At 40.7% G+C, this 12,013-nt stretch carries 16 protein-coding genes and 2 pseudogenes; 11 read left to right on the forward strand and 7 right to left on the reverse strand.

Going from position 1 to position 12,013, the window contains the following annotated elements; all coding sequences use genetic code 11:
* The first annotated feature begins 53 nt into the window (after positions 1–53).
* The 3 genes and pseudogenes from HEQ19_22150 to HEQ19_22155 all read left to right on the forward strand — a co-directional run bounded on the left by HEQ19_22150 (position 54) and on the right by HEQ19_22155 (position 1,388).
* Positions 54–485, forward strand: a complete 432-nt coding sequence (locus HEQ19_22150) for a hypothetical protein (protein WYM01808.2) — start codon at positions 54–56, stop codon at positions 483–485.
* Between the two features lie 403 nt (positions 486–888).
* A pseudogene (locus tag HEQ19_31250) lies at positions 889–1,225 on the forward strand (transposase).
* Positions 1,212–1,388 carry a hypothetical protein gene (locus tag HEQ19_22155; GenBank protein ID WZI66983.1) on the forward strand — a complete coding sequence of 59 codons (177 nt, stop codon included), beginning with the start codon at positions 1,212–1,214 and terminating at the stop codon, positions 1,386–1,388. Before HEQ19_31250 ends, HEQ19_22155 begins: the two are co-directional and overlap by 14 nt.
* A gap of 115 nt (positions 1,389–1,503) precedes the next feature.
* On the opposite strand, the gene HEQ19_22160 is transcribed toward HEQ19_22155, so the two are convergent.
* Together HEQ19_22160 and nifK are read right to left on the reverse strand one after the other, a co-directional pair.
* Positions 1,504–1,653 (reverse strand): hypothetical protein, encoded by a 150-nt coding sequence (locus HEQ19_22160; protein ID WYM01809.1) that lies wholly within the window; start codon positions 1,651–1,653, stop codon positions 1,504–1,506.
* A gap of 246 nt (positions 1,654–1,899) precedes the next feature.
* Positions 1,900–3,204 carry a nitrogenase molybdenum-iron protein subunit beta gene (nifK, locus tag HEQ19_22165; GenBank protein WYM01810.1) on the reverse strand — a complete coding sequence of 435 codons (1,305 nt, stop codon included), beginning with the start codon at positions 3,202–3,204 and terminating at the stop codon, positions 1,900–1,902.
* Between the two features lie 627 nt (positions 3,205–3,831).
* On the opposite strand from nifK, the pseudogene HEQ19_22175 reads away from it, so the two are divergent.
* The 4 genes and pseudogenes from HEQ19_22175 to HEQ19_22190 all read left to right on the forward strand — a co-directional run bounded on the left by HEQ19_22175 (position 3,832) and on the right by HEQ19_22190 (position 7,691).
* Positions 3,832–5,250 (forward strand): annotated as a pseudogene (locus HEQ19_22175) (site-specific integrase).
* Positions 5,251–5,348: 98 nt separating this feature from the next.
* The gene (locus HEQ19_22180; GenBank protein WYM01812.1) at positions 5,349–5,678 is read left to right on the forward strand and encodes a UPF0175 family protein; all 330 of its coding nucleotides are present in this window, start codon (positions 5,349–5,351) and stop codon (positions 5,676–5,678) included.
* A 113-nt stretch (positions 5,679–5,791) separates the two neighbouring features.
* Positions 5,792–6,931: an AAA family ATPase gene (locus tag HEQ19_22185; protein WYM01813.1), complete on the forward strand. Its 1,140-nt coding sequence runs from the start codon at positions 5,792–5,794 to the stop codon at positions 6,929–6,931.
* A complete protein-coding gene (locus HEQ19_22190) occupies positions 6,894–7,691 on the forward strand; it encodes a hypothetical protein (protein ID WYM01814.2) in 798 nt (265 codons plus the stop codon). Before HEQ19_22185 ends, HEQ19_22190 begins: the two co-directional genes overlap by 38 nt.
* Before the next feature lie 164 nt (positions 7,692–7,855).
* Here HEQ19_22190 and HEQ19_22195 read toward each other — a convergent pair whose 3' ends face one another.
* Entirely contained in the window at positions 7,856–8,395 is a 540-nt protein-coding gene (locus HEQ19_22195) for a DUF2267 domain-containing protein (protein WYM01815.1), read from the reverse strand.
* Positions 8,396–8,932: 537 nt separating this feature from the next.
* On the opposite strand from HEQ19_22195, the gene HEQ19_22200 reads away from it, so the two are divergent.
* From HEQ19_22200 to HEQ19_22215, 4 genes are read left to right on the forward strand one after another with little or no spacing between them, the layout of a single operon-like run.
* Entirely contained in the window at positions 8,933–9,511 is a 579-nt protein-coding gene (locus HEQ19_22200; GenBank protein ID WYM01816.1) for a hypothetical protein, read from the forward strand.
* Between the two features lie 48 nt (positions 9,512–9,559).
* Positions 9,560–9,718 (forward strand): hypothetical protein, encoded by a 159-nt coding sequence (locus HEQ19_22205; protein ID WYM01817.1) that lies wholly within the window; start codon positions 9,560–9,562, stop codon positions 9,716–9,718.
* A 54-nt stretch (positions 9,719–9,772) separates the two neighbouring features.
* Positions 9,773–10,147, forward strand: coding sequence for a DUF433 domain-containing protein (locus tag HEQ19_22210; GenBank protein ID WYM01818.1), 375 nt, complete (start codon positions 9,773–9,775; stop codon positions 10,145–10,147).
* Positions 10,144–10,539, forward strand: coding sequence for an ACP S-malonyltransferase (locus HEQ19_22215; protein ID WYM01819.1), 396 nt, complete (start codon positions 10,144–10,146; stop codon positions 10,537–10,539). The genes HEQ19_22210 and HEQ19_22215 overlap by 4 nt, the downstream gene beginning before the upstream one ends.
* Here HEQ19_22215 and HEQ19_22220 read toward each other — a convergent pair.
* The 4 genes from HEQ19_22220 to HEQ19_22235 form a co-directional block, all read right to left on the reverse strand.
* Positions 10,529–10,843, reverse strand: a complete 315-nt coding sequence (locus tag HEQ19_22220; GenBank protein ID WZI66984.1) for a PIN domain-containing protein — start codon at positions 10,841–10,843, stop codon at positions 10,529–10,531. The two genes, HEQ19_22215 and HEQ19_22220, sit on opposite strands and share 11 nt — an antisense overlap.
* Positions 10,840–11,070: a hypothetical protein gene (locus HEQ19_22225; protein ID WYM01820.1), complete on the reverse strand. Its 231-nt coding sequence runs from the start codon at positions 11,068–11,070 to the stop codon at positions 10,840–10,842. The genes HEQ19_22220 and HEQ19_22225 overlap by 4 nt, the downstream gene beginning before the upstream one ends.
* A 140-nt stretch (positions 11,071–11,210) precedes the next feature.
* Positions 11,211–11,570: a type II toxin-antitoxin system PemK/MazF family toxin gene (locus HEQ19_22230; GenBank protein WYM01821.1), complete on the reverse strand. Its 360-nt coding sequence runs from the start codon at positions 11,568–11,570 to the stop codon at positions 11,211–11,213.
* Positions 11,570–11,809, reverse strand: coding sequence for a CopG family transcriptional regulator (locus HEQ19_22235; protein ID WYM01822.1), 240 nt, complete (start codon positions 11,807–11,809; stop codon positions 11,570–11,572). The genes HEQ19_22230 and HEQ19_22235 overlap by 1 nt, the downstream gene beginning before the upstream one ends.
* Between the last annotated feature and the right edge of the window lie 204 nt (positions 11,810–12,013).

The following is a 12,013-nucleotide window of genomic DNA, read 5'->3' on the forward strand; positions in this document are numbered from 1 at the left end:
TGTCTAAGAATAATAGCTGCATAACTAAAAGAAGAAAATTTTTGACAATGTTTTTGGGAACAACTATTGGCTTTTCAATTTCTTTTCTAAAGAATATTAATAGTGTAATTGCACAAAAGATACTATGGAATTATCTATTTTCACTTTCCCTTCCGGCGAGTGGTTTAATTCTAGCAGCTTTTGTAAAGTTGTCATTTAAGCAATCAAATAAACAAAGTAAACTTAGCAAAGCTCAGTTTAAGTATGAAATTGAAATTGATGAGCCCCCTTTGGATACTAATACCAATTTCGATATTGAGTTCGATATTGACATAGAAGATGAGAATGGTAATAGACTAAGCGGGACGACAGTAAGAACAACAATCTCTCTCAACGAGACAAAATATTGGAGTTATAAATATACTTGGAAGGGTAATGCTTATAATTCTCCTCTTTATTTAGTTATCACATCAGGTGATGAGCAGGAAAGAAAACAATTTTATTAGCAATATATTAGAAATCGTAAAATTTATTATTTCAAATCTTTCCATCACAATTTGCTAGAACAAATGGCTCTACCACTGTATTTAACCACTGAGTAACAGGTAGTTACTCAAACCGTGTTGTTACGTACTTCAAACCACTCGCTTTAGTAAAAATAACTAACGCCAGATGTCAACATTAGCCAAGTGGACAACTTATAAATCGCCATTTGGTCTAGGGCGTGTTTTCAAACTGGTTGTATCCTAAGAAATAGGCGATTGACTCCGGCAGTGCGCTTCGCGCAATCGCAGGCAGGGTTGTATTGATGAATAGAGGAGACTTGAGTAACGAACACTGGGACAAGTTAAAACCGCTACTTCCACCAACGAAGCCTCCAACAGGTAAGCCAAATAGCGTGCTGGTGGAAAAACGGATTTTATCGCTACCAACGATTTATCTCAAGACTCAACTTCCATTGTGCAAAAAGTGTGTAAGGTGCGTTGGAAGATTGAGAAGTTACCCTTCGGAAAGGCTTTGCCAACATCAAGAAATAAAACAATTGACTGGTATTGAATCATGTCAATGTCGCAAAGGTCGGATTCAAAGAAACCATATTGCCTGCGCTATTTTGGTCTGGCTTAGACTAAAAAATTTAGCTTATAAAAGTGATCAAAAAATTTATCAAATCAAGCATGGATTGTTGTCAAATTATTTAATTCAACACAGAAAAACAAGGAACATGGACATGGGTGGCTCTCAATGAATGGTTGCAAGGAAATCCACTTTTATTAGCAGAGATACCACCAGAATTGCGATCGCAAGAGTCGAACCTAGAAGTAAGCGATCGCCTACGTCAATTATCCACCGCCCTAAAAAATACTCCCATACAGGAAATGCGGTCAAGCCCTGTGCTGCTTGAAGTCTAACCTATGTCAGGATGCCATGATATATGTGCCATTACCATAGTGAGCAGAACAATGAAGCGCGATCGCAGAATATTGGTAGATGCTACCCCATTGATGTAAAATTGCTATACCTGCACTAAGCAACTTTTTGAGATTTACGCTTGGTTCTGCTTGTTTGCCGTGGTTGCACCTGATGCATCTGCGCTCTTTGCAGTTCGAGTTCACGTTGTTCAAATTCAACTACTGTTCGTGCGACTAATTCGGCTAGTGTTTCACGTCGTTTCATTTGTAGCGGCTCCATCATTACTTTCATTCATAGCTAGCCGGCTAAAATTTTCTGTTATCTGTGAGCTTTTTATTGCGCTTCCCCTGTCAGACAATTTTGGATACTTCTCTACGTAGCCTTCGGCGTCGTAGACAGAGGCTACGCCAACGACTTAAGAGCGGGACGCTGCGCGTAGCTTGTTTCCACGTAGTGGTACGCTCAGTACAAGTTTTGGATTTTGGATTGACCCCACTGATAAATCCCCATTTATCCTGATAGCAAACACATTAGAGAACGCAAGTGCCACAAGTCTTTACCACCCCAGATTTTTGCATCCTTACCGAAGGGGCTAGAATCTAGCAATGCTTGCAGTTCTTTCTCAAATACGTCGTTGGAGTTGTGAACCACAATGTGTACAGGTTCAGCACCCAATTCCAGCATGAAGCCAACTACGCTGTAAACTAGATCGGGATCGCCGTAGATAGCGAAGCGCTTGCCATGAACCCAAGCATGGGAGTCAGTCATGGCGTCAACTGCGCGACCGCGTTCGATTTCTAGTTGTTCAGGAATGGGCTGACCACTCAATTCGCTGAGTTTGAGCAGGAATTCGTCAGTAGCCTTGATACCCCAAGGACGAGAAACTACAACATCTTGTTGCCATTCTTTGGCGATGTAGTCACGGGTCTTGGGTGTAGAGTGAGCTTGCATCACAACTGTAGCTTTAGCATTAATTGCATCTGCAGCTTCTTCTAACTTAGTACCACCTGGGTACATATCAAATTCACCAGTGTTAGGTGCATCTAGATAGTCGCTGTTATCAGACAGAATGGTGTAGTCAATGCCGAACAGAGACGCAATGCGCTTAACTTCCCGGATGTTTTCAACGTAGGTGTCAAAACCGGAGATGAAGTTAATTTTACCGTTGCTGGTGGATTTCTTCTTACCTGCAGTCAAGGTAGTCAGAATCCCCTTCATCATGTTGTCGTAGCCAGTGATGTGGGAACCAACGAAGCTAGGAGTGTGAGCAAAGGGAACTGGGAAATCTTGAGGAACTGAACCTGCGTTCTTAGCGTTGTTAATGAAGGCTTGCAAGTCATCCCCAATAACCTCAGCCATACAGGTGGTGCAAACAGCAATCATCTTTGGCTTGTAGAGCTGGTAAGAGTTCGCCAAGCCATCAATCATGTTTTGCAGACCACCGAACACCGCTGCGTCTTCAGTCATGGAAGAAGACACACCAGAGAATGGCTCTTTGTAGTGACGGGTTAAGTGGGTACGGAAGTAAGCCACACAACCTTGAGAACCTTGAACGAAAGGTAAAGTACCTTCAAAACCCACAGCAGCAAACATTGCGCCCAAAGGTTGACAACCTTTAGCAGGGTTAACGGTCAAAGCTTCACGAGCGAAGTTCTTTTCACGATACTCCCAACTCTTGGTCCATTCTGCAACCCGCTTTACTTCTTCGGGGTCGTGACCGTTTTCAAATTCCTTTTTGTTTTGGAATAATTGTTGGTATTCCGGCTGGTGGAATAGTTCGACGTGATCTTGAATTTTATCTGGATTCTGAGGCATTTCTGGATCTCCAAGCTGGCTATAATTTCTAGAGGCGCGGGAATCCCGGCCTGAGGAGGAATGAGAATTCGTGGTAGATATGGGTAACGAGAGTTGGGAGTGGAGATTGGGAATTTGACTCAAAACTCAAAATGCAAAAAGCAAAATTCCATTTTGAATTTTTAATTTTGAATTTTGAATTCCCAACTTCCCCCTGGGGTTTTAGCCCCAGGCTATCCCTATTTATTTTTTTCCCGTTTCCTTAGACTGCAGCTTTAGCCTTAGCTTTAGCTTGAGCCTTCTTATTCCAGGGAGCGCCAATTAATCCCCAGGTTGGGCTATTGAGCGCCAAATCCATGTCACGAGCGAAGATAGCAAAGCCGTCGTAACCGTGGTAAGGACCGGAGTAATTCTTTTTATGCTTTAATGGCTTTCAACACTCTAATGTTTGCAGTAAGCAATGTCAGAGATAAACATTGTTTACTGATAACACATTTATTTTTAGGCTAAACCTAGGCTAAAAACACAGCGATATAGCAGGGGACTGGGGACTCGGGACTGGGGACTGGGGACTGGGGACTGGGTTACAAGTCTGATTGTGTCTAGGTTTTATCATCAGTTAATGTCCTAAGCACTTTGGCGGTTGCTATACATAACCAGGGTCAAGACAAATATCAATAAGGTTTTGCAGACTTAGAGCCTGTCTCATCTACCGACGGCAGTTTTCTTGGCTCAAGTCTGCAAGCACACCAGCAAAGAGAACACATGAGAGCAAAAATATTACAGGAATTAGAACAGATAAATCTGCGGTTGAAGTCTGCAAAGGCAAAGGTAACAATTCGCGAATCAAATGGCAGTCTGCAATTGCGGGCGACGTTACCAATTAAACCAGGAGACACGGACAAAAATGCCACTGGGAGAAAGCAATACAATCTCAGTTTAAATATTCCCGCCAACTTGGATGGACTGAAGACCGCTGAGGAAGAAGCTTATGAATTAGGCAAATTAATTGCCCGCAAAACCTTTGAATGGAATGATAAGTATTTAGGAAATGAAGCAATTAAAAAAGATTTACAAACCATAGGCGAATTACTCGAAAATTTTGCCGAAGAGTATTTTAAGACTCACAAACGCACAACCAAAAGCGAGCATACTTTTTTCTATTATTTTTCCCGCACTAAGCGATTTACCAACCCCAAAGATTTCGCGACGGCGGAAAATCTGATTAGTTCAATTGAAAAAATCGATAAAGAATGGGCGAGATATAATGCAGCTAGAGCCATATCAGCCTTTTGCTTTACATTCAAAATTGACATTGACTTATCTAAATATTCCAAAATGCCGGCAAATAATGCCCGTAATATACCGACGGATGCGGACATATCTGTAGGAATTCTCAAGTTTGAAGATTACTTGAATAACCGAGGAAATCAAGTTAATCAAGATGTGAAAGATAGCTGGCAACTTTGGCGCTGGACTTATGGCATGTTAGCAGTTTTTGGTTTACGTCCACGGGAACTATTTATTAATCCTGATATTGATTGGTGGTTAAGCAAAGAGAATATAGATTTAACTTGGAAAGTCCATAAAGATTGCAAAACTGGCGAAAGGCAAGCGTTACCATTATATAAACAATGGATTGAGGAATTTGATTTGACAAATCCGAAATATTTAGAGATGTTGGGTATAGCAATCAGGAAAAAAGATAATACCAATCATGCAGAAATAACGGCATTAACACAGCGAGTTAGTTGGTGGTTTCGGAAAATAGGTGTAGATTTTAAGCCTTATGATTTACGTCATGCTTGGGCAATTCGGGCGCATATTTTGGGAATTCCCATTAAAGCGGCGGCGGATAATTTGGGGCATAGTGTGCAGGTGCATACTCAAACTTATCAGCGTTGGTTTTCGTTAGATATGCGAAAGTTAGCGATTAATCAGGCTTTGAATAAGCGGGATGAAGTTGAGTTAATTAGGGAGGAGAATGGGAAGTTGAGGAGGGAGAATGAAAGGTTGAGGATGGAAGTTGAGAAGTTGAGAATGGAGATGGTTTATAAGCAGAGTTGAATTGAATCTGAAAATTGATGTGGTGTGTTTACTCTTTGTGACAACACACCCTACCTTTGATTTGGTATGATTTATTAATTAACCTTGGAGGATAACTTATGCAAATAATCATTGAACTTCCCGACGATATCGCAAATCAATTACAAGTGCAACCCACCAACATTTCCCGCAGAATTCTAGAACTCATCGCAGCGGATAATTATCGCCAAGGTCGTATTGGAGCCGCCGAAGTCCACCGAATGCTGAACTTTTCTTCTCGATGGGAAACCTATGAATTCCTCAAAGGTGAACAAGCTTATTTGGCCTACACTGAAGAAGACCTAGAACAAGATATTCAAGCAATCCGTAACCTAACAGTGCGATCTCATCTCTGGTCCACTACTACCCCAATCGAACGGGGTAAAATGAAAGACGCAAATGAATGGTAAAGTAGATTTGGATACTTTTGTGAAGAAAATAGTTAAACAGATTGCCCAGATTTACTAATAAACTGCTTAAATCAAAGAAGGTTACTTTTAGATAGAAGGATGTCAACAATCAAATGCTAGAAAAGGTAATACTTCATAATTATAAAAGTCATAAATATACAGAACTTAATTTTGATGGCTCCCGATTGCATGGACTCGTAGGAAAAAATAGTGCTGGTAAGACATCAGTATTACAAGCATTGCATAATCTCAGTAGACTTGCTGGACTTGATTCATCATTTGCCAGAATATTTCAGTATGACAAATCTCCTCAATTCATTACAACAATTGGGAAACAAAATATGTCTGTTACTGCGAGTGGTTTTTGGGGATTTAGACATTCCCAATATTGGCAAGCTGCTTATAGTTGGCAGTATCAAAACAATGATTATTGGCAGCCGACAGCATCATGGAATATGAATGAAAGGCAAAATTATTCAGAAGGATGGACAAGTTCTTTAAGTGATTCTCCAGATATAATCCGTAAATCTTTAAGGCATACTGTTTACCTAAAGTTAGTAGCAAGCAATCTCGCCAAAGCAGCTTATAGCGATGAAGAGACACCAAGAGTTGAGTTTGATGGTTCGTTATTAGCACCTACTTTAGATTTTTTGCGTAATGAAGCTCCAGACAAATTTGAATTAATAGGGGCTAAATTGAGTAAAATTGTGCCAAATGTACGAAGAATTGGAATAAAAAGAGCAAAAGTTCCACTAGTCCGCAAACGTTTAATAGAAGTTGATGGTAAATCTATTTCTTATGACGAAAGTCAGGAAATGACAGGGCAAGAAGTTATATTAGACATGAATACAGGTGAACGTATTCCCGCCCACGCAATTAGCGAAGGAACAATTTTAACTTTAGGATTGTTAACTGTGTTGATGAACCCTAATCAACCTAATTTAGTTTTACTAGATGATATAGAACAAGGACTTCATCCCAAAGCACAACGGGAATTGATGACTGTGTTTAAAGAAATTATTCAAGATAATCCAAATCTGCAAATTATTTTTTCTACTCACTCGCCATATATTATTGATGAGCTTGTTCCTTCTCAAGTACATATATTAAATAACAGTAATTCAGGGTTCACAATCTCCAAACGCCTGGATGAACATCCTGATGTGGAATGGGCAAAGCAAACCTTAACAACTGGTGAGTTTTGGGATGCTGAGGGTGAAGATTGGGTTGTGGAAGGAGAAGGTAGTGATTGAGTTCATTGTGATAGTGGAAAGTGGTGCAGATGCACGAACGGCTACTAAATTAGCAGAGCGCATTTTGATAGAAAAAGTTGATTGGTTAGAGGATGATAATCTTCAGTATTGTTTTAAGTGGTGTGGTTTACAAGCAGGAACCGAATATTCGTGCTGGAAAGACATTAGTAAAATTTTGGAATCATTGGAATTATCAGGTTTAAGATTACCAAGATATCGAGGTCATCATAGTCCTGGTGTACCGTTAAAAGCTGATGGAGCAGCATCTATCAAGGTTCTTAATTTGATACGTTATTTGCAAAAAACACGACAGATTAGAGCAGTTATTTTGATACGTGATTTAGACAATCAACCAGAACGTAGGGAAGGGATTGAACAAGCACGCTTACAACATACGAATCTAGAGTCAAAATTAGAAATTGTTATTGGTGCGGCTGCTCCAAAACGTGAAGCATGGGTTCTAAATGGGTTTATTCCTTCTAATCAACAAGAGGAACAAATTATAGAAGAAATTAAAACTAAATTGAGTTTTGATCCTTGCATAGAGTCACACAGACTACGCTCTACTTCACAGGAAGAACCTGATCGAATTAGAAATCCAAAAGTAGTAGTCGAGGTGCTAACGAGCCAAAATATGGAACGCGAACAGCAGTGCTGGGAAGAAACAAGTTTAGAACTTTTACGTCAAAGAGGTGTGCATACGGGTTTGAAAGACTATATTTGTGAAGTTGAGCAACGATTAGCTCCAATTATTGGGTAAAATTTTTCATATTTCAAAGAAATTAATGCTGACGCACCCTACAGAATATAGTAAGTAGGGTGCGTCAGCTTCGGTAAATTTTTTCATCATGAAAAGGAATTAATGCTGAAGCACCCTACCGACTACATAAGCAAGGAATCCTGGACTTTTTCAGCAAGCCCTAATTAAGCCTGCTTCCAAAGCTGACAGATACGGTCAGGGAGACAGCTAGCAATTTCCTGAATCCGCGCTTGGGAAAGTTCGTTTTTGGTCGCAAAAAACACCGCTTTAAGTGCTTGCTCTGGTTTAATTGTTCCTGGAAGTCCTGCTTCATTGGCTATTCGTGTCAGAAATAGATTGGAATCAATTCCCATCGGAGCCGGACCTTTTAAAGGTTGACGTATTCGACTTAAAAATCTTACTATCGGATTAGTGTCTTTCCAGAGGTCTGCTATTTCCATCTGGAGTGCTTTCTCATTTGTAGGTACAACCTCTTGATGCAGTTCCGCCTCAACGCGATCGATGGCTGCGGTCGTCATTAAGTCCCGCATGACGCGAAAAACTACTTCGCTAAAGTCTCTAGCGTCATAGGGATCTGCAAATCCGCCTTTAACCATGACCTTTTCTAGGAAAGAGCGATGTTCGTCGGCGATCGCAATTCGAGAATCTTCTATCTCGGTTGGGTCAATCTCTGGAATGTTTTTTCTGAATGTTTGATCGGGCATTGTTTTTTGTTGCGTTTCTTAATGTTGGGTCTTTATGCTTACCCATGTAAGGTCGCACAAATCAAAAACGCTTAGTATCATCCAGAAGTTTGAGATGCTATCTATTCAAAAGTTAGAAATTTACCAGATAACATCCCCATTGCACTTTGCGACAGACTACCCCAATCATACTATAGAACTCCTATTTAATTTTTGAAATATACCTAGGTAGGGCTATGGCTTAGAAAACCGGGATGTGGTAGCAATACTGCGTAGGTTTTGCCCGAAACCCCGCCCTGCAATAAATTGATTGCTCATAGATAAAGTAGGGTATCTAGGCCTTGCGCCCCTACAAAGCTTACTAGGCAGGCTTTTAACCCATTTCCATCGGTTTAAGCTAAAAGCGAGAAAACAACTACGTAAAAAACCTACGCAGTATTGGGCATAGCCCTAACTACGTATTATTTCAAAATTCAAATATGATTCCCATAGCAATTTGATAATATTAACAAAGACAGCGTAGCCTAAGCTGTCTTTAGCACAGAAAGCAAAAACACTATGGCAAAGCGTAAAAAAAGCAATCTTGACTGGATCAAAGAAACCCTTGAACTCAAACCTGACCATCGCTGGGAATCTCCATCAGGCTACAAAATATTTGTTGCAGATCGGGGGGCTGTTCGCTTCAATGTTCCCCAAAAGTGGGTTTTTGAGCCACAAGAAAAATCCTTCAAGTTCATGGACAAAAAACCGCCCAAGGATGATTGTTGTCTAGAAGTATCTTTTAATCGCCTACCACCCAACGACTGGAGCGTCTTTCCGCTAAAAGCCATCCTGAAGAAAGTTATGGAAGACGACAGTCGCAACGTGATTGAGAGGGGAGAAATCATCACCGTCAAGCGCCAAACCGCCAGAATTGTGTGGACAGAGATTAAGTTTATCGACACCCAAACAGAGCCACGGGAAGCTTTTTCCCGGACTTGCATTGGTTTGGGGTCAAATATTCAGTGCTTAATTACATTTGATTATTGGGCAGATCAAGCAGAGCAATTAATACCTGTTTGGGATGAAGTTATGCGTAGTCTCACATTAGGACTGTATATCCGTGACCCTCAGACTGGTCTGGCTTTCCCAGACTAAACCACAAGAATTTAGGACTGACGCACGGACTATAAAGGAGACTTTACTATGGTCGCAACAGCACCACGCGCAGAAACAAGAACTTTGATGATCAAGGAAAGTGGAAAGAATAATGCAAACTTTGTTTTAATTGAAAATTACGAAACTGAACACATTCCTGAATTAGACGCGATGTCTGACGACAATCCGCTGGGCGTCTACGCTTAATTTCACCCAGCATGAATATAAGCTACTATAGAAAGAGATAATCCAAAAATGGGTATGAATACAGTATCAAATGGACAATCGACAATCATTCGCACAGAGCGTGGACTGACGATTGCAGGTACACGTATCACTCTGTACGATGTAATGGACTATGTGACGGCTCAATATCCACCTAAGTTTATCCGGGGATTGTTTGAGCTTACAGATAATCAGATTAATGCTGCATTGTCATACATTGAAGCAAATCGTCCCGAAGTCGAAGCAGAATATGAGCTTGTTCTCAAAGAAGCCGAAGAACTTCGACAGTATTATGAGGAAAAAAATCGTGAGCTAATTGCCCGAATTGCAGCACAACCACCAAAACCTGGTCAAGAAGCTATTCGAGCAAAACTGCAAGCCGCAAAAGCCAAGTTTGAGTCTCGGTCATGATTTTTTTGGTTGACCATAACTTGAAAGGACACGCCGTAGTTCTGGCTGGTAGTATTTTGAGTGGCGGTTGGCTAGATTGGGTTCCCATTCGATTTGTCACTTTTGACGAGATGAAATTGCCAGTTAATAGTGATGATCGCGTAGTCTGGCAGTTGGCTCAATCAAACCAGATGATACTGTTGACAGCCAATCGGAGTATGAAGGGCCAGAACTCTTTGGAACAAGTTATGCGTGAAGAAATTACTCCTACATCATTGCCTGTGATTACCATTAGTGATGCCGATCGCCTGTTGAATGACCCTGAGTATCGACAGCGTTGTGCAACTCGTTTAGTTGAAATCGTACTTGATATTGATGGTTATAGGGGTGTGAGTCGGCTTTTCATCCCATGAAGTGGATAATTACAAGCTCAACGCATTTAAACTGCAAAATCCGTAACAATTCTTTAATTACTGCCGCTTCTTCACTCAAATACATCGAAATTAATATCTTTCCCTCGTCCAGCAAAGACATCACCGTATCCTGACCACCATAAATATTTCGCAACAAAAAACAAGTCTCTACAATCACAGCCTCACAAGTGAGTAACGGCTGCTCAATTGTAGCTAAGGTGTTAATTACCCAGGTATGAAGATGCTCTCTGCGATTAATAAAGGCTACTAATGGCCCCGTATCGATGATGACTCGCTGCTTCATTCAGTTCCTAAACCTTCAAGATATTGTTTGTTCGTCGCTAAATCACCGGGACCACCATCAACACAACCAGCAAATTGTTGAGCTGCTGCTAAAAATGAAATAGGCTCAATTTGCTCAATGGTTATATTTTGTTGTGCTAGCTGACCTTGCAGAAACTCAATAAAATTTAACACCTCTTGTTGCTTCTCTGGCGGGAGCGATGCCTGCGGCGGGCTACACCTACGCATTTTTTCAGTGGCAGTTTGTATAATACTCAAGGGAACCTCCAGAGGTTATTTATGCGCCTTTTGTGCGTCCAATCACTTCAGTCTAGCAGGTTAACACTTTATGGAGCAAACGGACAAAATATCTTGGTTGGATGCAAATTTTATCTGCCAAAATTCAAAACTATATCTAACGCAGCACGAATTGTTTCCCAATATTCATCTTCCAAAATCCCTATCAACCCCAATACCCGACTATTGTCAACACTGCGAATTTGTGCAACATCAATATAACGGTCTTGGTCTAAACAATTGTTGGTTGTAGCTTTAACATTTACTACATAAGGAGCATTTTTCGTTCCAGGTCGAAATGGCATCACAATAGTTAAAGAACCATATTGATTCATTACATCATTTTGAACTATTAGACAAGAACTTGTTTTTTGAGCTTCTGCACCCACTGTTGGATCAAGTTTTACCCAGCGAATTTCCCCACGTTGATAAGCTAAAATACCATTTGGCATTATTCAATACCATCTCCAGCAACAGAATCCCAAGCTGCTATCTCTGCTTGATATTCAGGATTTTTGGCATCTTCTTTGAGTGCTGCAATCATTTCTGCTTCCAAAACAGTACGACGGTGTTTTGCTAAAACAGAGTTTATATAGCTACTGCGGTTGGTCGTATCTCCAACTGATGCAGCCTTGCGATCGATAAAAGCAAGAATTTCATCATCAATAGTGATAGTAACTTTCTTGGTCAAGAGTATTCCTCCTTAATCTTACTAAAATATCTTACTAATTTATCATATCTTATAAAAATAAGGTGTAGGGGGAGCATCGTCGCAGACATCGCTACAATGGTCTACTTCTTTTACTGCGATCGCCTAGTTTATTATCGAGTGAGGGCGTAGGCGTAGCCCGTCGCAGACATCGCTACAACGGTCTACTTCTTGTGGACAAAATCT

Source organism: Gloeotrichia echinulata CP02, assembly GCA_038087035.1.
Classification (GTDB): Bacteria; Cyanobacteriota; Cyanobacteriia; order Cyanobacteriales; family Nostocaceae; genus Gloeotrichia; species Gloeotrichia echinulata.